Origin of the sequence: Saccharothrix sp. NRRL B-16314, assembly GCF_000716595.1 — a bacterium.
GTDB lineage: Bacteria > Actinomycetota > Actinomycetes > Mycobacteriales > Pseudonocardiaceae > Actinosynnema.
The window spans coordinates 1-21,573 of sequence record NZ_JNXC01000016.1 but is presented as its reverse complement, the minus strand read 5'-3'; the positions used below and the strand labels follow the sequence as shown (position 1 = coordinate 21,573).

Annotated in this window: 19 protein-coding genes and 1 pseudogene; 16 read left to right on the top strand and 4 right to left on the bottom strand. The window is 72.0% G+C overall.

The features are described 5' to 3' along the window. The first annotated feature begins 84 nt into the window (after nt 1–84). The 4 genes from OQ02_RS22255 to OQ02_RS22240 all read left to right on the top strand — a co-directional run bounded on the left by OQ02_RS22255 (nt 85) and on the right by OQ02_RS22240 (nt 5,037). Nucleotides 85–1,437 carry an alpha/beta hydrolase domain-containing protein gene (locus tag OQ02_RS22255; RefSeq protein ID WP_231500164.1) on the top strand — a complete coding sequence of 451 codons (1,353 nt, stop codon included), beginning with the start codon at nt 85–87 and terminating at the stop codon, nt 1,435–1,437. After that, a complete protein-coding gene (locus tag OQ02_RS22250; protein WP_033440475.1) occupies nt 1,434–2,735 on the top strand; it encodes an alpha/beta hydrolase in 1,302 nt (433 codons plus the stop codon). Before OQ02_RS22255 ends, OQ02_RS22250 begins: the two co-directional genes overlap by 4 nt. A 105-nt stretch (nt 2,736–2,840) precedes the next feature. Beyond that, on the top strand, nt 2,841–3,566 hold the full coding sequence (locus OQ02_RS41160; protein WP_197043441.1) for a DUF4328 domain-containing protein: 726 nt from the start codon (nt 2,841–2,843) through the stop codon (nt 3,564–3,566). Between the two features lie 115 nt (nt 3,567–3,681). Beyond that, the gene (locus OQ02_RS22240) at nt 3,682–5,037 is read left to right on the top strand and encodes a glutamate-cysteine ligase family protein (protein WP_033440474.1); all 1,356 of its coding nucleotides are present in this window, start codon (nt 3,682–3,684) and stop codon (nt 5,035–5,037) included. Between the two features lie 57 nt (nt 5,038–5,094). Here the strand turns inward: OQ02_RS22240 and OQ02_RS22235 are convergent, their stop codons facing one another. Next, on the bottom strand, nt 5,095–6,300 hold the full coding sequence (locus tag OQ02_RS22235; RefSeq protein ID WP_051772649.1) for an AGE family epimerase/isomerase: 1,206 nt from the start codon (nt 6,298–6,300) through the stop codon (nt 5,095–5,097). 204 nt (nt 6,301–6,504) lie between these two features. Here OQ02_RS22235 and OQ02_RS22230 point away from each other — a divergent pair, with 204 nt between their 5' ends. The 7 genes from OQ02_RS22230 (at nt 6,505) to OQ02_RS22200 (ending at nt 13,551) form a co-directional block, all read left to right on the top strand. After that, complete coding sequence (locus OQ02_RS22230) at nt 6,505–6,711, top strand: hypothetical protein (protein ID WP_033440473.1); 207 nt, start codon at nt 6,505–6,507, stop codon at nt 6,709–6,711. A gap of 79 nt (nt 6,712–6,790) precedes the next feature. After that, nucleotides 6,791–9,601, top strand: a complete 2,811-nt coding sequence (locus OQ02_RS22225; RefSeq protein WP_033440472.1) for a beta-L-arabinofuranosidase domain-containing protein — start codon at nt 6,791–6,793, stop codon at nt 9,599–9,601. 201 nt (nt 9,602–9,802) lie between these two features. Beyond that, nucleotides 9,803–10,669, top strand: a complete 867-nt coding sequence (locus OQ02_RS22220; RefSeq protein WP_051772648.1) for a maleylpyruvate isomerase N-terminal domain-containing protein — start codon at nt 9,803–9,805, stop codon at nt 10,667–10,669. A gap of 103 nt (nt 10,670–10,772) precedes the next feature. Next, a complete protein-coding gene (locus tag OQ02_RS45950; protein ID WP_033440471.1) occupies nt 10,773–11,219 on the top strand; it encodes a hypothetical protein in 447 nt (148 codons plus the stop codon). A 150-nt stretch (nt 11,220–11,369) separates the two neighbouring features. Then, nucleotides 11,370–11,975: a GNAT family N-acetyltransferase gene (locus OQ02_RS22210; protein ID WP_081915853.1), complete on the top strand. Its 606-nt coding sequence runs from the start codon at nt 11,370–11,372 to the stop codon at nt 11,973–11,975. A gap of 110 nt (nt 11,976–12,085) precedes the next feature. Further along, on the top strand, nt 12,086–12,850 hold the full coding sequence (locus OQ02_RS22205; protein WP_231500163.1) for a CPBP family intramembrane glutamic endopeptidase: 765 nt from the start codon (nt 12,086–12,088) through the stop codon (nt 12,848–12,850). Nucleotides 12,851–12,921: 71 nt separating this feature from the next. Continuing rightward, nucleotides 12,922–13,551 (top strand): CG0192-related protein, encoded by a 630-nt coding sequence (locus OQ02_RS22200; protein ID WP_033440469.1) that lies wholly within the window; start codon nt 12,922–12,924, stop codon nt 13,549–13,551. Nucleotides 13,552–13,597: 46 nt separating this feature from the next. Here OQ02_RS22200 and OQ02_RS22195 read toward each other — a convergent pair whose 3' ends face one another. Next, nucleotides 13,598–15,040 carry a flavin monoamine oxidase family protein gene (locus tag OQ02_RS22195; protein WP_033440468.1) on the bottom strand — a complete coding sequence of 481 codons (1,443 nt, stop codon included), beginning with the start codon at nt 15,038–15,040 and terminating at the stop codon, nt 13,598–13,600. 320 nt (nt 15,041–15,360) lie between these two features. Between OQ02_RS22195 and trpB the strand changes: the two genes are divergently transcribed. From trpB to OQ02_RS22180, 3 genes are read left to right on the top strand one after another with little or no spacing between them, the layout of a single operon-like run. After that, a complete protein-coding gene (gene trpB, locus OQ02_RS22190; RefSeq protein WP_033440541.1) occupies nt 15,361–16,527 on the top strand; it encodes a tryptophan synthase subunit beta in 1,167 nt (388 codons plus the stop codon). Further along, complete coding sequence (gene trpA, locus OQ02_RS22185) at nt 16,524–17,330, top strand: tryptophan synthase subunit alpha (protein WP_033440467.1); 807 nt, start codon at nt 16,524–16,526, stop codon at nt 17,328–17,330. The genes trpB and trpA overlap by 4 nt, the downstream gene beginning before the upstream one ends. A 19-nt stretch (nt 17,331–17,349) precedes the next feature. Next, entirely contained in the window at nt 17,350–18,153 is an 804-nt protein-coding gene (locus OQ02_RS22180; RefSeq protein ID WP_033440466.1) for a GntR family transcriptional regulator, read from the top strand. On the opposite strand, the gene OQ02_RS22175 is transcribed toward OQ02_RS22180, so the two are convergent. Both OQ02_RS22175 and OQ02_RS22170 read right to left on the bottom strand, forming a co-directional pair. Next, nucleotides 18,117–18,950: an aminoglycoside N(3)-acetyltransferase gene (locus OQ02_RS22175; RefSeq protein WP_197043440.1), complete on the bottom strand. Its 834-nt coding sequence runs from the start codon at nt 18,948–18,950 to the stop codon at nt 18,117–18,119. The genes OQ02_RS22180 and OQ02_RS22175 overlap by 37 nt on opposite strands. Before the next feature lie 45 nt (nt 18,951–18,995). Beyond that, nucleotides 18,996–20,753 carry a hypothetical protein gene (locus OQ02_RS22170; RefSeq protein ID WP_033440465.1) on the bottom strand — a complete coding sequence of 586 codons (1,758 nt, stop codon included), beginning with the start codon at nt 20,751–20,753 and terminating at the stop codon, nt 18,996–18,998. A 104-nt stretch (nt 20,754–20,857) separates the two neighbouring features. Between OQ02_RS22170 and OQ02_RS47190 the strand changes: the two are divergent. Next, a pseudogene (locus OQ02_RS47190) lies at nt 20,858–20,938 on the top strand (hypothetical protein); the annotation flags it as partial. An 8-nt stretch (nt 20,939–20,946) separates the two neighbouring features. After that, on the top strand, nt 20,947–21,573 hold a 627-nt coding region (locus OQ02_RS44890), incomplete at its 3' end, for an RNA-guided endonuclease InsQ/TnpB family protein (RefSeq protein WP_231500162.1).

Here is a 21,573-nt window from a genome sequence, read left to right as displayed (position 1 = left end):
GATCACCGCGCGTTCTGGTGCGGGCCGTCCGGCCCTGGCTACGGTCGGCGGTGCCCTCCACCCCCCATCGCTGTGGGAGCCGGTATGTCCCTATCCCCGTGGCGGCGACTCGGTCTGGTCGTGGCCGCCCTCGTCCTCCTCGTCCCGACCCCCGCCGCTTCCGCCGATCCCGACCCCGCGTCCGGGCCGCAGCTCGTCGGCCCGCTGCCCGGCGCCGTTCCGGGTGACCGGCTCGCGGACCGGATCGAGGACACCTACCCGTTCTTCTCCACCCCCGCCGACCTGGCCGCTGCCGGTTACGTCGAAGAGGAGTTCCACCTCTCCGGCACGGCCGACGGCTGGGCGGTCGACGGCACGCAAGTCGCCACGGACGTGCCGTACACGACCCGGATCATCGTGCGGCGGCCCGTGCAGGCACGGCACTTCAGCGGGACCACGCTGGTCGAGTGGCAGAACGTCACCGCCGGGTACGACCTGGACGCGTTGTGGCACACCGAGTCGGTCGTCCGGGCGGGTCACGCCTGGGTCGGCGTGTCCGCGCAGCGGGTCGGCGTCGACCAGCTCCGCGGCTGGAGTCCGGCCCGGTACGGCGGCCTCGACGTGACCGGCGGCGGCCGGTTCACCGCCGACGAGCTGTCCTACGACATCTTCACCCAGGCGGGCCGCGCGGTCGGGAAAGCGTTGGGAGGACTGCGAACCAGGACTTCGCTCGCCATCGGCGCGTCGCAGTCCGCGGTCAGGATGACCGTGCTGTACGACCGGGTCCTGCCGCAGCAGCAGCCGGTCTTCGACGGTTACGGCTTCATCGTCGGTCCCGCGCCGACGCGGGCCGGTGCGGAACCCGTCTTCCAGGTGCTGTCCGAGACCGACGTGCGCACCGCGCAACGCCCGGCCGACACCGACCGGTTCCGCCGCTGGGAGGTGGCGGGCTCGGCGCACTCCGGCCACGAGGGTCAGGCCTACCGCACGCCGATCTCCGAGCGGGACCTCGGCGGCGCGCCCCAGTACGACTGCGACCGGCCGCCGTTCAGCCGGATCCCGCTGCACCACGTCACCGCCGCGTCCTACGACCACCTGCGGCGGTGGGTCGAGCGGGGCACGCCGCCGCCGACCGCACGTCCGCTGGAGTTCGAGCCGGACGGCGTCACCAAGAAGCGCGACGCGCTGGGCATCGCCCTCGGCGGCATCCGGTTGTCGCAGGTGTCCGCGCCCAGGGCGGTGAACACGGGTGACAACACCGGCGAGACGTTCTGCCGGTTGTTCGGCACGCACGTGCCGTTCGACGCGGAGACGTTGACCCGGCTCTACCCGAACCGCGGTGACTACCTGCACCGCGTCGTGACGGCCGACGCCGCCAACGTGCACGCGGGCTACCTGCTGCCCGCCGACGCACGGCGGAACCTCGCGGACGCCCTGGCCACCGGAGGACGGCGATGAAGGTCTTGGCACTGGTCCTGGCCCTCGTGGCGACGACCGTCGCTCCAGCTCACGCCGCCGAGCTCACGCCCGTCGTGTTCGTGCACGGCCAGCAGGGCTCGGCCCAGCAGTGGCAGTCCAACGCTAAACGGTTCTCCGGCAACGGTTACCCGGACGCGCTGCTCCACGCCTACGAGTACGACACCACCATCCCGACCAACGACCAGGCCGTCGCCGACCTCGAAGTGTTCATCGCCGGGGTGCGGGCGCGAACCGGAGCGTCCACAGTGGACGTGATCGCGCATTCCCGTGGCACGACGGTGATGCACGCGTACCTGGCCTCACCGGAGCGGGCCGCGTCGGTGCGGAGGTACGTCAACGTCGACGGGCGTTCGAGTGCCACACCGCCCGGTGGCGTGCCGACGCTCGCGCTGTGGGGCAGTTTGCAGCCCAACGGCTCGATCGGCGGTGCGACGAACGTGTACCTCACCACACTGGGGCACACCGAGACCACCACGTCGGCGGACGGTTTCGCGCACATGTACCGGTTCCTGCGCGGCCGGCCGGCGTTGACGACCTGGGTGGTGCCGGAACCACCCGGCCGGGTGGAGATCGCGGGCCGGGCGGCGTACTTCCCGCAGAACGCGGGCGTGGAAGCCGTGCTGCGGGTCTGGGAACTCGACGCCTCGACCGGCGCCCGGCGTGGTGGGCCGCGGCACACCGTGCGGACGGGCGCGGACGGCTCCTTCGGCCCGTTGCCCGTCAACGGTCTCAAGCACTACGAACTGGTGTTGCAGCGGGAAGGGCAGCAGACGGCCCACTTCTACTTCGAGCCGTTCGAGCGCAGCGACCGGTTCGTGCGGTTGCAGGTCTCGCGCCCGGGCGGCATCGCGGACCACGTCGACCGGTGCCCGGGACACACCGCGCTGACCGTCATCCGCAACCGCGAGTGGTGGTCCGACCAGCCCGACTCCGACCGGCTGGCGTTCAACGGCGTCGACGTCATGGAGGGGGCCGTCTCACCCCGCGCCCGCCAGGTCCTCGCCGCGTTCGTGTTCGACGACGGCTGCGACCGCGCGTCCACGCCGGGTGTCGCGCTGCCGCCGTTCGCCGGCCTGCCGTTCCTGACCGCGGTGGACACCTACCTGCCCGCGCGGCCCGACGCCGCCGACCCGATCCGCGTCACCCAGACCGCACGCGGCACCGGTGGCCGGTCGCGGACGATCGCGGTGCCGAACTGGCCCTCCGACGGCCACTCGGTCTCCGTGCAGTTCAAGGACTACCTGGACGTGGGAGGGCGGCACGTGACGCGGTCGTGACGGCCCGCGCACGGCACTGATTTCGGTGTTGGGCAGTCCCCCCGATCGGCTACGCTCCGCCCCGGTCGGGGGACTATCCATGTGGGGGGACAAGTGTTCCGTTCGGTGCGCGGACCCGGGGTCGCGTTTGTCGTGCTGGTGCTGCTGACGGCGTTGGCCGACGTGGTCGTGGCCGGGTGGGTCTGGCACGTGCGCGCGGTGCTGGACGGCTACCTCGACGGCCGGGTGAGCGACGCCGAGATCGAGCGGACGCTCGCGGCGGGCACGCTGATCGACCTCCCGGTCGTCGGGCTCTACCTGGCGGCGGGCGTCCTGTTCATCGTGTGGCTGTGGCGGGCCCGCTCGAACGCCGAACTGATCGCGCCGCACGAGCACAACTACCGCAAGTCGTGGGCGATCTGGGGCTGGCTGCCCATCGTCAACCTGTGGATCCCCCGCCGGTACACCCTGGACATCTGGCGGACCAGCCGACCCTTGACCGACGTCGGCCGGAGGCACTCGGTGGTCAACTGGTGGTGGGGGCTGTTCCTCACCTCCCAGGCGCTCGAGCGGATCGCGGGTCGGGTGCTGGCGAACGGCGAGACCCTGGAGGCGTTCACCGGCGGTGCGGCGCTGGCCACCGTGGCGGCCCTCCTCGGGGTGCCCGCCGCCGTGCTCGCGGTGGTGCTCGTGCGGCAGATCAGCGACTGGCAGTCCACGCCCGGGTTCCTCGCGCCGGTGGAACTGCTGTCGCAGCCGCTGGTGGGCTTGGCGCCCGTCGACCTGGGCCACCGGCCACCGACCATCGTCGCCCCGCCTCGCGACGACCCTCGGTGGAGCCGCCCGGAGTAGGGCTGGGCAGCACGCGCCCGACGGGTCGGGTGCCGCTCCGAGGCCCATACTCGATCGGGCCAGGTGCGGGATCCAACGCGGAGAGCGCTGCCGCCACGCCCGTTCGGAGGACCACATGCACTCCAGCTCCACCGCGACGCTCCGGCGGGAAGACCTGACCTCGCTTTTCTCCAGATCAGGTGAGGTTCGCGAGCGGATCGGGCTGGAGATCGAGAACGCGGTGGTCGACCCGGACACCGGGCGGGGCATCCCCTACTCGGCGCCGAACGGCATCCGCGACCTGCTCGAAGCGCTGCTGGTCGAGTTCGACGGCGAGCCGCTGCGCGACGACGGGCACCTGACCGGGCTCACCACCGGCACCGGGATGACCGTCACGCTGGAGCACGGGGGCGCGCTCGAATACGCGTCCGCGCCCACCTCCGACCTGGCGACGGCGGTGGCGGACATGCGTCACGTGATGGGGCGGTTCGCCGAGGTCGCCGGCCGGTTCGGCCACGCGGTCGTGCCCGGCGCGAACCTGCCGTTCGACCGCCTCCGCGACGTGTCGTGGGTGCCGAAGCCGCGGGGCGCCGTCATGCGCGAGCACTTCGACCGCCTCGGTGAGGACGGCGCGGAAGGGCCGGTGGTCATGGCGCTGACCCTGTCCACCCAGACCACCCTCGACTACACGTCGGCCGAGGACCTGGCCGAGAAGCTGCGGGTGCAGGTGGCCGCCTCGCCGGTCGTGTCCGCCCTGTTCGTCAACTCGCCGTTGGCGGGCGGCGAGGTGACCGGGTTGCGGTCGCGCCGGCGCAAGAGCTGGCTGAAGGCCGACCCGAGCCGCTGCGGCCTGCTCCGGGTCGGGCTGCGGGAGGCGATGGCGGTGGATGACTTCGTGGAGTGGGCGCTGGCCTTCCCGATGATCTACCGCCGAACGGCCGGAGGCTGCCACCCGGCGGGCGACCGCCCCTTCGGCGCGGTGCTGGAGGACGGGTTCCCGGACGGCAGCGCGCCGACGTGGGACGACTGGCTGTCCCACCTGTCCCAGCTGTGGACGGACGTGCGGGTGCGCGGCACGCTCGAACTCCGCGCGCCGGACGGTCCGCCCTACCCGCACATCCCGGCCGTGCCCGCGCTGTGGGTCGGCCTGACGTACCACCGGCCGTCCCGGCTCGCGGCCTGGGACCTGCTCCGCGGCTGCTCGGCCGACGCCCTGGAGCACACCATGCGGGAGCTGCCGGTCAAGGGTCTCTCGGCGATGGTCGGCGACGTGCCGGCGCGTGAACTGGGCGGTGAGCTGGTCCGGCTCGCGCGAGAAGGCCTGGCCGCCCGCGTCGAGGCCGGGCTGGAGCGCCCGGAAGTGCTCGGCTACCTCGACCCCATCGAGGAGGTCGTGGCCACCGGGACGACGTTCGCCGACCACGTCGTCCGCCGCTGGGAGGGCGAGTTCGACCGCGACCCGGCCCACTACGTCGCCGCGTTCCGGGTCTGACCGCCCGGTCTGGCGACCTCCTGCCGCCGGACCGCGTCACGCCGGCGGACGACGTGGTCAGGGCCGGTCGGCGGCCTGGTCACGTCCGGTCGGCGGTCGCGGGGTGAGTCGCTCGACCAGCTGGAGGCACAGGCGTCCGTTGTGGTAGCAGCACTTCCACATCCCGGCCGCCTCCCGGCGCAGCGGCGCGTTGTCCGGTCCCCTGGCGTAGAGCCACTCGCCGGTCGGCCGGGGGTCGATCATGCTGGTGGTGATGTAGTCCCAGGTGTCGCCCGCCAACGTGCGGAACGCCCGGTCACCGGTGCGCTCGTGCGCGTTGAGGAAGCCCACTACCGCCTCCGCCTGCACCCACCAGACGCGCGTCGCGTCCACCCGGCCCGTTACCGCCTCGTTGGCCACCGAGCCGTCCGCGAGCACCGCCCGCTCGGCCGTCGCCCTGGCCAGGCCCACGACCAGGTCCGGCAGGTCCGCGCCGATCTCCCGGGCCGCCTCGTCGACCAGCCAGCTCGCCTCGATGTCGTGGCCGAAGGACACCACGTCACCGAGTTCGCGCCAGTCGGCGTCCATGAACACCCGCAGCGACCGTCGGCTCGGGTCGTAGAGCCGGTCGCGGAACGTGTCCAGCAGAGCGGCGATGCGACCTGTCACGGCCGGCGTCGGAGCCACCACGTGGTACGCGGTCAGCGCTTCCAGGACGTGCAGGTGCGTGTTCATCGTGATGTCGGCGCGGTCGGCCTCACCGAGGAAGGCGTTCGGCTTGGCCGTCCAGGAACGGTCGAACTGCTCGCGGTACGCCCCGCTCGCCGGGTCGAACCCGACGCCGGTCACGATGTCGTGGATCTCCGTCGCCCGTGCGAGCGCGCCCTGGTCGGCGGTGGCGCGGTGGTACTCGCTGAACGCGTAGAGCGCGAACGCCTGGGCGTAGACGTGCTTGTCGGTGTCCGCCGGAGCACCGGTGTGGTCGACCGACCAGAACACCCCGCCGTGCTCCGCGTCGATGAGCCGATCCGTGATGAACCGGTACATGTCCTGCGCGGCGGACAGGTAGGACAGGTCACCGAAGTGCCGGTAGGCGGCCGAGAACGTCCACAGGAACCGGCAGGCCATCACCGCGCCCTTGTCCGCCGTGCGGTCGATCTCCAGGTCCGCGTCGACGTGGCCGTGGACGCCGCCGTGCTCGCGGTCCGCCAAGCCGAGCCAGAACGGCAGGATCCGGTGACGCAGCTCGGTGTCCGCGGCTTGGCGCAGCTCGTCGTCGCTCAACGTGTCACTCCAAGGTCTCCGGTGGTCCCGGACTCTAGCGGCCGGCCGACTTAACCGGTTTTTGGGACCGCCGGGCATTCGATCGCCGACCAGCAGTGCACGTATGGCTGTTACCGCTAACAGCATGCTCACCGATGAAGGTCTTGAGTCGACCACCGGACCGCTGTTAGCGTTAACAGAAGGAGCTACCGAGGAGAGGCAACGATGCCTGCTCGCCCACACCAGCCGACCGCGTCGTGGTGGCGCACCACCACGCGCGCCCGGACCGGCCTTGACGGCCTCGCCACGGTGCCCGCGCCGACCGCAGTCGGCCTGCGAGACGGCGACGACGTGATCCGCCTGGCGAAGTGCTCCCCCTCCTTCGCCAAGGGCGCGGGGTACGCGGGGCCAGAGCACATCCAGCCGACCTGATCCACCGCGAGTCCGGCTGTCTGCGGTGGCCCACCGCCGACAGCCGTTCCCGCGCAGTCCGCACGAGGAGAGGTATGACATGGCACAGCCCGTAGACCGGCGAGTTTTCCTCCGCGCCACGGCGTTGGCGGCGGCTGCTCCCCTGGTCGGGTCCACCGTCGTCGGTCGGGCGTCAGCGGCACCCGTGGCGGCGGCGGGTTCGGGGGCCGCGCTGCCCCCACCGGCGGCGTGGCGGGTGCGACCGTTCGCGTTGGACCAGGTGGCGCTCGGCAACAGCGTCTTCGCGGCCAAGCGCGACCTGATGCTCGACTACGGCCGCGGCTACGACGTGGACCGGTTGTTGCAGGTCTTCCGCGCCAACACCGGGCTGTCGACGCGCGGCGCGGTGGCGCCCGGCGGCTGGGAAGGGCTGGACGGCGAGGCCAACGGCAACCTGCGCGGCCACTACACCGGACACTTCCTGACCATGTTGTCCCAGGCCTACGCGGGCACCGGCGACGAGGTCTACGCCGACAAGATCCGCTACGCCGTCGGCGCGCTGGTCGAGGTGCGCGAGGCGTTGCAGGGCGACCCGGTGCTGCGCGCCGTGCCCGGGAAGTTCGGCACGGCGGTGGAGAACCCGCGCGGCAGCCACCAGATCTTCGACCTGCCGTCGACCGTGCTGGCGGGTTCACCGGCGGTCACGATCTCGGTGTGGGTCAAGCCGGAGCACGACAGCATGTGGGCGCGGGTGTTCGACTTCGGCAACGACGTCTCCCGCTACATGTTCCTGACCATCCGCAGCCACCTGAACCGGCCCCGCTTCGCGATCACCCCCAACGGGCCCGGAGCGGAGCAGGTGATCGACGGCGACGCTCCGCTGCCCGTAGGCCAGTGGAGCCACCTCGCGGTCACCATCGAGGGCGGCACCGGGTCGCTCTACGTCAACGGCACGCGCGTCGGCGTGAACCGGAACATGACGCACACCCCGGCCGCGCTGGGCGCGCTGCGCAACCACTGGCTCGGCAACTCCCAGTTCCCCTCCGACCCCGTGTTCGCGGGCGCGTTCGACCAGGTGGACATCTGGTCGCGAGCGCTGGGCGCCGACGAGATCGCCGCGCTCCAGCACACCCCCGCACGGGGCGACCTGGCGTCCTACTCGTTCGACGAGACGGGCGGCGCGACGATCGCCGACGCGTCCGGGCGCGGGCAGCACGCCACGTTCAAGCGCACGTGGGGCCGGCCGAGCCACCCCGGTTTCCTGGCGGCCTACCCCGAGACGCAGTTCATCACGCTGGAGTCGATGACCGCCGGCAACTACTTCGTCGTCTGGGCGCCGTACTACACCGCGCACAAGATCCTGCGCGGCCTGCTCGACGCCTACCTCAACACCGGCGACGAGCGGGCGCTCGACCTGGCCGGCGGTCTGTGCGACTGGATGCACTCGCGGCTGTCCAAGCTGCCCGAGGCCACGCTCCAGCGGATGTGGGGCATCTTCTCCAGCGGCGAGTTCGGCGGCATCGTCGAGGCGATCTGCGACCTGCACGCCATCACCGGCAAGGCCGAGCACCTGGAGCTGGCCCGGCTGTTCGACCTGGACCGGCTCATCGACTCGTGCGCGGCGGGCACCGACATCCTCGACGGGCTGCACGCCAACCAGCACATCCCGATCCTCACCGGCATGGTGCGTCTGCACGACGAGACCGGCGAGCAGCGGTACCTGACGGCGGCGCGGAAGTTCTGGGACATGGTCGTGCCGACCCGCATGTACAGCATCGGCGGCACGAGCACGGCGGAGTTCTGGCGGGCGCGCGGCAGCATCGTCGGGACGTTGAGCGAGACCAACGCCGAGACGTGCTGCGCCTACAACATGCTCAAGCTGAGCCGGGTGCTGTTCTTCCACGAGCAGGACCCGAAGTACATGGACTACTACGAGCGCGCGCTCTACAACCAGGTGCTGGGGTCCAAACAGGACCGCGCCGACGCGGAGAAGCCGTTGGTCACGTACTTCATCGGGTTGCAGCCCGGTCACGTGCGGGACTACACGCCGAAGGCGGGCACGACGTGCTGCGAGGGCACCGGCATGGAGAGCGCGACCAAGTACCAGGACTCGGTGTACTTCGCCAAGGCCGACGGCAGCGCGCTGTACGTCAACCTGTACAGCGCGTCCACGCTGAAGTGGGCGGACAAGGGCGTCACGGTCACGCAGACCACGAACTACCCGATCGAGCAGGGCAGCACGATCGGCGTGCACGGCGGCGGCCGGTTCGACCTGCACCTGCGCGTGCCGGGGTGGGCGGGGTCGGACTTCCGGGTCGAGGTCAACGGCGAGCGGGTGCCGCGTGCCGCCGTCCCCGGCTCGTACTTCACCCTGTCCCGCACGTGGCGCAGCGGTGACACCGTGCGCGTCTCCATCCCGTTCCGGCTGCGGGTGGAGCGGGCGTTGGACGACCCGGCGACGCAGACGCTGTTCTACGGCCCGGTGAACCTGGCCGCGCGGGACGCCCGGCGGACGTTCCTGGAGTTCGGCCTGTACCGGAACGCGGGGCTGTCCGGCGACCTGCTGCCCAGCCTGACGCCGGTGGCGGGCGAGCCGCTGCACCACGTGCTCGACGGCGTCGAGTTCGCGCCGTTCTTCGAGGGCACGGAGGACCCGACGCACGTCTACTTCCACCGCCGTGAGCCGCTGATCGCGTTCGGCGGCCGGGACTCCGGGGTGGCGAACCCGAGCCGGGGCGACGGGACGACGTTCCTGGACGAGGTGTGGGCCGCCGCGCCGTTCCGCGGCAAGGGACACCTGGTCCAGCACGTGAGGGCCACCGCCGACACGTGGGTGTCGGCGGGGCTGCTCACCGCCGACGACGCGCGGAAGGTGGTGAGCACCGCCCAGGACGCCACGTACGCGGCGTGAGTGTTCGCGGCGGCGCGGGTGGGCACGCCACCCGCGCCGCTGTTGTCGGGTGCATCAGGTTGTTCACGCGATCGGGCGTAAGACACCGGACGCGGAAAAGCCCGGATCATGAGCAGTTTGGCGGAAGAACTCACCTGACCGCGTCGCTATGTTCGTCCGCGAGGGGTTCGTCGTTGGCTCGGCGGCGTCAGGGGGCGGCTGGTGGAGTTGGCACTCACCGATCAGCGGTGGCGGGACCTGCGTGACGCGCTCGCCGAGGCCAACCACCGGTTCACCCGGCTGCTGCGGGACTGCCGGACACCGGACCGGCTCGCGGTCGGGAAGTGGTCGGTCGTCGAGACCGCCGCCCACACCGCCATCGTCGCCCGCCTCAACGCGACCACGATCGTCGACGGCCCGTCCCCTCTCGGTGACCCCGGGCTGGACCGGCTCGCCCGGGAGAGCACCTTCGCCGAGTTCGGCCGGCTCAACGACGCGGCCCTCGCCCACTACCCGGACCGGTCGACGGAAAGGTTGGCGCGGCGCCTCCACGAGGACGTCGACCTGCTGCTGGCCCGCGCGAACGACGTCGACCCGCGCGAACTGCGACCCTGGCTCGGCGGCGCACGCCTGCCCGCCGCCTCGCACGTGGCCCACCAGCTCAACGAGACCCTGATCCACGGCCTCGACATCGCCCGCGCGATGGGCGTCCCCTGGCACATCCCCACCGACCACGCCGCCCTGACGTTCGACGTGTTCCTCATGCGCCTGCTCGGCGGTGACTCGGGTCGGCTGCTGGGTGGCAGCCGCACGCCCGGCAACGGAGGCACGCCCGCTCGCATCGCCATCGAGTTCCGCTCGAAGCACACCACGCCGGTCGTCCTCACCAGGGACGGCGGGCGGCTGTCCGTGGAACCGCCCGGCGGCGAGCAGGTCGACGCGCGGGTCCGGTTCGACCCGACCACGATGATGCTCACGATCTTCCGCCGCACCCGCCTCGCGCGGGCCGTGGCGACCGGGAAGGTGTTCGCCTCCGGCCGGCGTCCCTGGGCCGCCGTCAACTACCTCCGGGGCATGCGATCCCCGTAAAGACTGCGGCGGTCGGGGTGCCCGCGGCGCGGTTCCGGCTTGAGGTTCTCCGATCGGGGTGCTGATCGTCCGGGGAGTGAGGGTGAGGGCAACGCGTCCTCGGGTGACCGCGCGAATCGGCAGTCCGGCACGGCTGGTCGTGCTCGGGTTCGGCGGCTCGGCGCTGCTCGGCGCGCTGCTGCTGGTGCTGCCGGTCGCGACCGAGGACGGCTCGTCGGCGGGTGTCGTGACGGCCCTGTTCACCGCCACCTCGGCCGTGTGCATGACCGGGCTGGTCGTGGTGGACACCGCCACGCACTGGTCGACGTTCGGCGAGGTCGTGGTGCTCGTGCTGATCCAGCCGGTGGACACCGCACGCCCGCATCACCCTGTTCGCCTCCGCCGCGCTGACCGCGTTCGGCGTCGTCGCCGTCACCGCCATCGAGTGGTCCAACCCGGCCACGCCGCCGCGGCCGACTACGCCGCCGCCGACACCGTGGTGCGGGAGGGCGACATCCTCATCGTCGCCGGTCGCACCGACCAGGTGGAGGTCTTCGCCGACCTCACGTGACCCCGGGTCGCGCGCGTCTCCGCCTCGTGGAGGTTTTGCGAAAACGGCTTCCTCCCGGGCGTGCGGGTGAAGGAGAGTGATCGCGGCGGTCCGGGTCCACCCGAGCTGCCCGGCCACCACGGCCGCAGCGACGTCCAAGGGGATCGCCGGATGAGCACACCATCGCCCAGGGGCGGACGACCGGTCGCAGGTGACGCGGCGGTGGTACCCGGCCGTTGGCCCGAGGACGCGGTGCTCCGCACAGCGCGGCTGCGGGTCGAGCCGGTGCGGGTCGGGCACGCCGAGGAGATGGCGGCGGTGCTGGGTGACCCGGCGCTGTACTCGATCATCGGCGGTGCGCCGCCGACCGTGGCCGAGCTGTCGGCTCGCTACTTGCGGTGGGAACGGCCGTGGTCCGACGACGGACGCGAAGGTTGGCTCAACTGGACCGTGCTGCGGGAAGCGGACGACGTCGCGGTCGGCACCGTGCAGGCGACGACGGCCGGCGTGAACGGGCTGGTCGCGGAGGTCGCGTGGATCGTCGGGGTGCCGTTCCAGGGTTACGGCTACGCCACCGAGTCCACCGCCGCCGTGGTCGACTGGCTGGTCGGACACGGCGCGCGGGCCGTGCACGCCCACATCGCGCCCGACCACCCGGCCAGTGAGGCGGTCGCCCGTCGCCTCGGCATGCGCGCCTCCGGGGAGTTCCGCGACGACGGCGAACAGCGGTGGCGCCTGCACGGGCCGTCCTCGCGGTGGGGTCGTACGTCCGGCTAGGGGGAACCCGACCGTCCGGGTCGGCGGGGTGCCCGACGACGGGCAACGCTGCCGGCCACCGCTGCGGCGGTTCGAGTTGACCGGACGGTCGGCACGGGTTATCCACGGTTGTGACCGATGACGAGAGCCACCCGCGGCCGTCCGGTGTCGTACCGGCAGGTGGCCTCCGGGTCGGGTTGGCCCTGCTGGGCGTGTTCCTCGCCGGGCAGCTGACGATGTTGGCCGCGTCGGTCCTGGTGCTGCTGGCGTCCGGCACGCCCGATCCGGCCCTGATGGCGGACGGCGGGCTGCTCGCGGTGCTCGTCCTGCCGATCGCCTCGGGTGCGCTCGTGGCGGTGCTCGGCGTGGCCAGGCTGGGCGGCGGGCCGCGGGCCGGGCGGGCGCCGCGTGAGCTGGCGGTCCGCTGGAACGGTCGGGACATCAGGACCGGGCTGGCGTTCGGGCTCGGCGGGTTGCTGCTCACGCTGCCCGCGGCGGCGTTGTGGGCGGCGTGGGTGGGTGCCGACCGGGCCGACTCGGCGGTCGGCGACGCGTTCGCCGGGCGGGAGTTGGGGCCGGTGGCGGCCGTCGCCACGTTCCTCGCGGTGTGGCTGCTGGCGCCGATCGGCGAAGAAGTCCTGTTCCGGGGCGTGCTGTGGCGCGCGCTGGAGCACTGGGGCCTCAACCGCTGGGTCGTGTTCGCGGTGACCAGCCTGGTGTTCTCCTTCGCGCACCTCGAACTCCTGCGCACGCCGCTGCTCCTGGTGCTGTCCATCCCGATCGGACTGGCCCGGATGTACACCGGCAACCTGCTCGCGGGTGTCGTCGCCCACCAGGTCAACAACTTCCTGCCCGCCGTCGCCCTCCTCCTCGCCACCACCGGCGTCCTCCCCTGACCCGCGCTCGACCCGGAGTCACGCCGGACCATCCGGCCGGCCCGTCCTGATCACGCGGCTACGATGGGCGCATGGCCCTGATCCACCAAGCCACCCTCCAGCCCACGAAGCTCGAACTGCTGGCCGACTGGCTGCCCGACCGCGACTGGTACGACGCGCGGGCCGGTGAGCCGACGCGGGTGGCGGCCTACCGCTTCGACGACCCGGCCGGTGCGGTCGGGATCGAGACGCTGCTGGTCCGCGTCGGCGACGGGCCGGTCCTCCAGGTGCCCCTCACCTACCGCGAAGCACCCCTGGACGGCGCCGACGAGTGGCTGCTGGGCACCTCCGAGCACTCCGTGCTGGGCAAGCGCTGGGTGTACGACGCGGCCGGCGACCCGGTGTACGCCGCGGCGCTGGCGAGCGCGGTGCTCGGGAACACCGGTCAGGCCGAGCAGCTGGTGCAGACCGGCGACCGGCTCGTCCGCCGCGACTTCGACATGAGCATCGCCAGCAGCGCGGCACAGGGCGCCGAGGCACCCGCCATCGGCTCGATCGAGGGCGTGGTCCAGGGCGATCCGACGCTGATCGTGACGGCCACGGTCGAGTTGGCGGTCATCCGCCGCCTCGGCGCCGACACCGCACCCACCGGAACGGTCCTGACCGGCGTGTGGCCCGGTCAGGACTCGCCGGTGGCGTTGGCGTCCGCGACGCTGCGCTGAACCCGAACGCTGCGCTGAACCCGTCCGGCAGTCCGGCCGGTCGGGTTCAGTCCTTCCAGGGCATCTCGTCGCGCAGTCCCTCGTTGATCGCGTAGGCGTTCTTCACCGCCGCCTTGAGCGCGCCCTCCACCCACCGCCGGTGCCGGCGGTCGCAGGCGTCGTTGGCGAACCAGACCCGGTTCACCGGCCGGATCACGTCCTCGTAGAACTCCTCGCTCATCTCGAACGCGCGGAACAGCGGGCCGATGCCGCACGCGAACCAGTCGAGCGCCCAGTCCTTGTACACGCCGAACTCGAACGTGTCCCGCGCCTCGGGGTGGATCTTGGCCAGGTCCTCCAGCGCCTGCGCGACGCACTCGTCCCCCGCCAACGGCGTGTACGGCATGGAGTCCTGCTCCCAGCAGTACGACGCGATCATCACGCCCTTGCGGTACCGGGTGTCCTGGCCCGCCGGCGGGTAGACGATGTTGCGGATCGCCAGGTCGGTCACCGTGAGGCCGTGCGTGATGCCGTACGCGCTCTCCCACCACCGCTCACTGAACTGCATGAACAGCTTGTGCGCCCGCCCGTAGTAGGTGTTGCGGATGGCGTACCACTTGTCCGGGTCGAGCCCCTGGATCTCCATGTGCCGCAGGCTCGCGAACGGCACCGTCACCACGCACTCGTCCGCCGTGATCGTGTGCGCCCGGCGGCCGGACCGGTAGTGCACGCGCACCTCGCTGTCGGTCTGGTCGACGGCGTGCACCTGCGCCCCCAGCCTGATGTCGTCCATCAGGAACGGCTCGAACGCCCGGGGCAGCGAGTCCGCGCCGGCCACGATGTAGTCCAGTCGGCCGAACACGTCCTCGTAGTAGTGCGAAAACCACTCGACCAGCGAGAAGTGGTACCGACCCTCCAGGTTGAACAGCGGACCGAGCATCGCCAGCGCGCCGTCGCTGAGGCCGCGTTCCTTGAGGTACCCGAGCAGCGTGTACCGGTCGTAGTCCGTCAGCAGCCGGTGCCACGCCTTCGCGTCGTCCTCGTGCTCCATGATGTCCACCAACGGCTGCACGGTGTCGCGCAGCAGTTCGTGCGGCGCTTTGTCGGCCTCGCGCGGGGACATGTCGAAACTGAACTGGTCGGCGCTGAAATCCCGCCGCCGGACGCCTTTCCCCTGGAGGTACACGAACGTGTCCTCGTCGTACATCGGAAACGGTCTCGTGGGCAGCTGGAACTTCTCCTCGATCAACCACCTCACCAACGGGTGCTGCTGCGGGAACCGCATCGCGCCGAACTCGCCGTACATGTCGCCCGCGAAACCGCGATAGGTGAGGATGCGCCCGCCCAACCGGTTCTGACCTTCGAGGATGGTCACCTCGTGGCCTGCTTCTTTCAGCAACATCGCCGTGGTCAACCCGGCCATCCCCGCGCCGACCACCACGATCCGCCGTCGCGGCGCGGAACTCTCCGGCAGGCCTTCCTTGAGCAGTTCGAGAGCGTCCAACGTCATCGGAGTCCACCTCACGCCCGATCCATTCCGCGGTCAGCCGCGGAGTTGTGACATTGCGAGGTGGCCATCCCCGAATCCGACCGTACTCGGCCGGACAACCGGTGGCCAACGCCCTGATGGGGTGATGTGGATATCGTCGAAAGCGCCGTATTTCGCCGCCGAAAAGCGGACTCGGGGATTCGCGGGTCGTGCCGTTGCGGCCGAACGGGGGCCTCCCGCGCTCGGTCGTGTGACGTCCCGGTCCGGCACCACGGACTTGCCGAGCCCACGGCGAGAGTTCTAGAGTTCTAGATGTGTCCATCCCCATCATCACCGGCGCGATGCGCCCACCCGACGCCACCGGCCGGTTCGGCAGGTTCGGCGGGCGGTACCTGCCGGAAGCACTCATGCCCGCCGCCAAGGCGGTGGAGGCGGCGTTCCGCGAGGCGTGGGCCGATGCCGCGTTCACCGCGGAGTACCGGCGACTGCTCGCGACCTACGTGGGCCGGCCGACGCCATTGACCGAGTGCGCGAGGTTGTCCGAAGTGCTGGGCGTGCGCGTGCTGCTCAAGCGGGAAGACCTCGCGCACACCGGCTCCCACAAGATCAACAACGTGCTGGGCCAGGCGCTGCTCGCCCAGCGGATGGGCAAGCGCAAGCTGATCGCCGAGACCGGGGCCGGGCAGCACGGCGTGGCCACCGCGACCGCCGCCGCGCTGCTCGGCCTGGCCTGCACCGTCTACATGGGACGGACGGATGTCCGGCGGCAGGAGCTGAACGTGTTCCGGATGGAACTCCTCGGCGCCGAGGTCGTGCCCGTCACCTCGGCGAACGGCACCGGCACGTTGAAGGAGGCCACCAACGGCGCGCTGCGCGCGTGGGTGAACGAGACCGGGACCGCGCACTACTGCGTCGGCTCCACCATGGGCCCGCACCCCTACCCGTGGATGGTGCGCGAGTTCCAGCGCGTCATCGGCGACGAAGCCCGCGCCCAGTGCGCCGACCGGCTGCCCACCGCAGTGCCGGACGTCGTGGTGGCCTGCGTCGGCGGCGGGTCGAACGCGGCGGGCACGTTCGCCGGGTTCGTGGACACCCCGGCCCGGCTGGTCGGCGTCGAAGCGGCCGGCGGCAGCGCCGTCGACAAGGGCAAGCCCGGCGTGCTGCACGGGTTCATGTCGCACTTCCTCCAGGACGACGACAGCCAGGTGCTCGAAGCGCACTCCATCTCGGCCGGGCTCGACTACCCCGGCGTCGGCCCGGAGCACGTGCACCTCGACTCGATCGGGCGCGCGCACTACACGAGCGTCACCGACGAGCAGGCGATGCGGGCGTTGAAGCTCATCACCAAGACCGAGGGCATCCTCCCCGCGCTCGAATCCGCGCACGCCCTGGCGTGGGTGGTCGACGCCGCCGCGACCGGTGAGCTGTCGGCCGGGTCGACGGTGCTGGTCACGCTGTCCGGCCGCGGTGACAAGGACATCCACCAGATCAGGGAGCACCTGCGATGAGCACCGCCGTGGCCACGTTGGAACACCACTTGCGGGCGGCCCGCGCCGACGGGCGCCGACTGCTGATCCCGTACGTCATGGCGGGTGTCGTGCCGGACTGGCTCGACCTGGTCCGGGGCGCGGCGGAGGCCGGTGCGGACGCGATCGAGATCGGGTTGCCGTTCTCCGACCCGATGCTGGACGGGCCGACCGTGCAGCGGGCCGCCGCGCTGGCGACCGGTCGCGGCGAGCGCCCCAGGCCGCTGCTCGACTCGCTGGCCGGGCTGGACGTCGGTGTGCCGCTGGTCGTGATGACGTACGCGAACGTGGCGCTGACGTTGACGCCCGAGCGCGGTGTGGGCGGGTTCGTCGACCACCTGGCGGCGGTCGGGGTGCGCGGCGCGATCGTGCCGGACCTGCCGTTGGAGGAGTCCGCGGAGTACCTGGCACGCGCGTCGGAGGCCGGGGTCGCGGCGGTGCTGCTGGCCGCGCCCGCGTGCGATGACGAGCGGTGCCGGGAGATCGCACGGGCGTCGTCCGGGTTCGTGTACTGCATGAGCTCGATGCGCATCACCGGTGAACGCGCCGACCTCGCCACGACCGCCCGTGAGACGGCCCGGCGGCTCAAAGCGGTGACCGACTTGCCGGTGGTGACCGGGTTCGGCATCTCCACGGTCGCGCACGCGGTGGAGGCCTGTGCGGACGCCGACGGTGTGGTGGTCGGCTCGGCGTTCATGCGGATGCTGGTCGACGGCGCGCCGGTCGCCGAGGTCGTGGACGCGGTGGCCGCGTTCCGCCGGGCGCTATCCTCGGGCGGGGGTTGAGAGTCGGGAGTTTCCACCGGTGGACGACGGGCGGCGCACGGGCCGCGAGTACGAGACGCGCGTGCCCAAGTACCTCGCGATCTACCGGGTGCTGGCCGACCGGATCGCGGACGGGCGGTACCCGGTGGACGCGCCGCTGCCCGCGCAGCGCGAGTTGGTCGAGGAGTTCGACGTCTCGTTGATGACGGTGCGCCAGGCGATCCGGGCGCTGGAGTCGGACGGGCTGTTGGAGACGCGGCACGGGGTGGGGACGTTCGTGCGGCGGCCCGCGTTCTCGTACGGCCTGACCGGGTTGCGCAGCCTGTCGCAGGACCTGGTGGAGCAGGGCATCGAGTTGGAGACCGAGGTGTTGGACTCCGGGCTCGTCGTCCCGCCGGCGGACGTGAGCGCGCGGCTGGGCGTTCCGGAGGGTGATCGGGTGCTGGCGGTCGAACGCCTGCGCAGCACCCGCACCACCGGCGCACCGGTTCCCCTGCTGTTGCAGACGTCGTACCTCCCGGCGGAGATCGGGTCGCGGACCGGCGTCGAACCGTTGCGCCGCCAGTCCCTCTACCGCCTCCTCGCCGACATCGGAACGCCGGTGCGGCAGGCGAGCGAGACCATCCAGGCCGTCGCCCTGACGTCACAGCAGGCCGCGCGGCTCCACCGCGAGCCGGGTTCACCGGCGTTGCTGAGCTGCCGCCTGAGTCGCGGCGAGAACGGCGCACCGCTGGTCGACGACCGCGCCCTCCTCGTCGGCGACACCGTCATCACCGCCGAACGGGCCGCCGCCGGCACGAACCTCGCTTACGAGCACGTCCCGGCGGTACGCGGCGCTCGGTGACGTCGACGCCCTCGGTGCTCCGCCAGCCAGACCTCGGCGAACGCGACGGCGTCGGCCAGGGGGAACAGCCGGGTGACGGCCGCGCCCACCCGTCCGAGTTCGACCGGGCGTGCCGCGGTGAAGGCCTGTCCCAGCTCCTCGAAGTCGTCGCTCTCCACGACGATGTCGCGGACGGTGCTCCAGCGTCGGCCCTCCGAGGTCGTGATCGCGAAGGAGTTGCCGGTCTCCGGCGTGGCGATCCGGTACTCCGCGAGGTGGAACGCGGTGCAGGAGCCAAAGCCCGCGCCCAGGAGGAGGACCCGCGCTCCCGACGCCTCCAACCGGGCGAGCGGACTGCGCTCGCCGAGCTGGCTGTCGAGGGCGTGGTCGGCCACGATCTCGGCGGCACGCGGCCCGACGGCGGCGAACGACGTCTGCGGGTGGGCGCTGCGGACCGCCCCCGGCCAGGTCCGCACCAGCTCGGGGATCACGCCGATGCCGGACGTGGGTGTCGTGCGCGGGTCGTAGGGCGGGATCGAGGCGCGGACGTCGGCCCACCACGCTTCGGGCACGGGCGGGTTCTGCCACCGCGACGGTTCGGAGTTGTCGCCGGAGTGCGCGGGCACCACCAGCGTCCCGTCGTCACCGAGGACGTCGAGCAGGGCCAGGACCACGGCGGCGGCTCCGCCGCAGACCCAGCCGAGCGAACTCAACGACGAGTGCACGAGAACGGTCTCACCCGGACGCAGACCCGCCCCGGCGAGTTCGGCGGCGATCGACTCGCGCGTGCACAGGGGACCTTCAGGCGGCTTCGACACCACCGCATCGTAGGAATGACCCCCTTCTCCCGTCACACCATTTCCTCACCGATCACGCCCGGCCTCCGACCACGCCCGCTGCGCCGCGGCGCGGGTGAACTCCCGGACGTGGAGACCGGCTCGCAGCCAGGCGAACGGGAAGTCGTCGCCGGTTTCGCGGATCACCCGGCCGAACGCGTCCCGGCCGCGGTCGCGGGACGCGGCGGCGAGGTCGGCCAGCACGTCGGCGGTGGCGGTGAGGCCGGTTCGGGACAGGGCGACGACATCGCGGTCGGCGGAGGAGATCGCCGCCACGGCACGGCCACCGAGCGCCACCCGGTGCAGCACGTTCTCCAGCGGACGCACCGGCCGGGGGACGCGTTCGGCCGGTTCCGGGCGGGACGGCAGCTCGCGGGTGCCGTCACCGGCGACGTACGAGCGCTGGAGCCGGTCCAGGCCGAGGTCGACGTGGTGCCGGAGGTCGGCGGGCAGGTCCAGGCCACCGGCGACGGCCAGCGCGACGGCCGTGCCGGGACGGTCGGGCAGCAGGCGGGCGACGAAGCGCAGCCGCACGCCGGCGGCGCCGGCCAGCACCCGCAGGTTCTCCCGAGCCCGCTCGCCCTCGCCGACAAGGTCGACGTCGGTCGTGTCCGTGGCCACCCGCAACGCGCCACCCGCCGTGCCGAGCACGGTGCCGTCCAGGAACAGCAGGTCGGCGCCGGCCGGGCGGTTGCCCTCGGGCCGGGTGCCGGCTCGGAAGGCGCGCTCCACCTGCTCCGGCAACGGCTGCGCCCACAGGCCGTCCAACGGCGGCTCGGTCCAGGCCGCGGCGGACGCGGCCACGGCGCGGACGTTCTTGCCCGCGCCGAGCCGGTGGTCGGGGGACGCCGTGCCGCCGGACAGGAGCAGACCGCCGCGTCCCAGCTCGCGCTGGCTGAGACCGGACTCGCCGATCGCCACCGGACCGCTCGCGGCGGCGGCGATCCGTTCCACACCACCGGGCATGATCGCCGGGACCGTCCACAGCACGCCCGTGCCGTCCACGAGGTGCGTGACGACGCCGCTGTAGCCCGAGCCGCTGACGACCACTTCGGTGCACAGCCCGTACAGGCGCAGGGAACCGATGGGCCGATACTCGCGCCGGGCCGTGCCACGCAGTTCGGCCACCGGACCGGTGTCCGTGCGCAGGTCGTGGCACAGGAGCATCAGGTCGACCAGTTCGGCGGTGAGCAGTTCCCGGTCGAAGGACGAGTCGCCGGCGCGTGCGGCGGCGAGGGCGGCGGCGATCCGCAGACCGTTCGCGGATGCCCGGTACAGGCCGGCTATGCGCGCGGTATGCACCGCCCGCAGCAACTCCGCCCGCACCACCGCGCCGCTGCCGGTGGCCCCTGCCCGGAGCACCGTCGCGCACGCCTCCCACAACGCCGCCGCTGCCGTGCGTTCGCTGTCGGACGCGGATTCGGTATCGGCTTCCACCGGTGCGGCGGAAGCCTCCGGGGCGGCATCGGGAACAGCATCGGACACCATGTCGGCCGCGATATCGGACGCGATGTCGGCGGCGGCGACGGCGATGCCGCGGTGCAGGCACTTCGGCGCGAGCAGGCAACTGCACGCGAGGTCGTCGGCCGACGTGAGCGCGCCACCGTGCAACGTCCACGTCAGGGCGGTCTCCGCGTCGAGCGCCGCCTGCGCCGAGTCGCCGTCGACCGTCACCGCCCACTCGACGACGCGGGACAACGACGCGTCGACCCGCTTCCGCAGGCGGGGCGGCAGGGCGTCCAGCACATCGGCGACCACCACGGGAGACACCGGGGGCACGGTCATCTGGGCTCCTGTCGGCAAATACTCCGGCGTTCACGCCGGGGAGGAATCCGATGCTCTCGACCGCATCGGTAAGTGCTCTTTCGCTGGGTGTCAACGTGTGAATCATGGCGTCGGGGCTGGTGGTGAAGCGGGCTTTCCGGTACCGCTTCCATCCTTCTGCGGCGCAGGAAGTGGAGTTGTCGCGCACGTTCGGGTGCGTGCGGGTGGTCTACAACCGGGCGCTGGAGGCCCGTACCGCGGCATCGCCGCGTTCTGGGAGAAGCGATCCCGCTACCCGCGTTTCAAGTCCCGCAAGCGGGGCAGGGCTTCCGCCGAGTACACCCGGTCGGCGTTCCGCTGGCGCGACGGGCGGCTCACCCTGGCGAAGATGGCCGAGCCGCTGGATGTCGTGTGGTCCCGGCCGCTGCCCGAGGGCGCCGAGCCGTCCACGGTCACGGTGTCGCGCGACCCGGCCGGCCGGTGGCACGTGTCGATCCTGGTCGAGACCACCGTCGACCACGCCCCGCCCACCGACCGCGTGGTGGGCGTCGACGCCGGGATCACCTCCCTGCTCACCCTCTCTACCAGGGAGAAGATCACCAACCCCAGACACGAACGACGGGACCGGGAACGCCTCGCCCGCGCGCAGCGGGCACTGGCCCGCAAGCAGAAGGGCTCCGCCAACCGGGCCAAGACCCGACTGCGGGTCGCCCGTGTCCACGCCCGCATCACCGACCGCCGCCGGGACCTGCTGCACAAGCTGACCACTCGACTCGTCCGGGAGAACCAACTGGTCGTGATCGAGGATCTCGCGGTCCGCAACATGCTGCGCAACCGGTCG

Excerpts from the sequence above, each read along its gene's own strand:
- OQ02_RS22255 (WP_231500164.1), top strand. The coding sequence starts at position 85 with ATGTCCCTATCCCCGTGGCGGCGACTCGGTCTGGTCGTGGCCGCCCTC.
- OQ02_RS22250 (WP_033440475.1), top strand. The coding sequence starts at position 1,434 with ATGAAGGTCTTGGCACTGGTCCTGGCCCTCGTGGCGACGACCGTCGCT.
- OQ02_RS22240 (WP_033440474.1), top strand. The coding sequence starts at position 3,682 with ATGCACTCCAGCTCCACCGCGACGCTCCGGCGGGAAGACCTGACCTCG.
- OQ02_RS22230 (WP_033440473.1), top strand. The coding sequence starts at position 6,505 with ATGCCTGCTCGCCCACACCAGCCGACCGCGTCGTGGTGGCGCACCACC.
- OQ02_RS22225 (WP_033440472.1), top strand. The coding sequence starts at position 6,791 with ATGGCACAGCCCGTAGACCGGCGAGTTTTCCTCCGCGCCACGGCGTTG.
- OQ02_RS22210 (WP_081915853.1), top strand. The coding sequence starts at position 11,370 with ATGAGCACACCATCGCCCAGGGGCGGACGACCGGTCGCAGGTGACGCG.
- OQ02_RS22200 (WP_033440469.1), top strand. The coding sequence starts at position 12,922 with ATGGCCCTGATCCACCAAGCCACCCTCCAGCCCACGAAGCTCGAACTG.
- OQ02_RS22195 (WP_033440468.1), bottom strand. The coding sequence starts at position 15,040 with ATGACGTTGGACGCTCTCGAACTGCTCAAGGAAGGCCTGCCGGAGAGT.
- trpB (WP_033440541.1), top strand. The coding sequence starts at position 15,361 with ATGCGCCCACCCGACGCCACCGGCCGGTTCGGCAGGTTCGGCGGGCGG.
- trpA (WP_033440467.1), top strand. The coding sequence starts at position 16,524 with ATGAGCACCGCCGTGGCCACGTTGGAACACCACTTGCGGGCGGCCCGC.
- OQ02_RS22170 (WP_033440465.1), bottom strand. The coding sequence starts at position 20,753 with ATGACCGTGCCCCCGGTGTCTCCCGTGGTGGTCGCCGATGTGCTGGAC.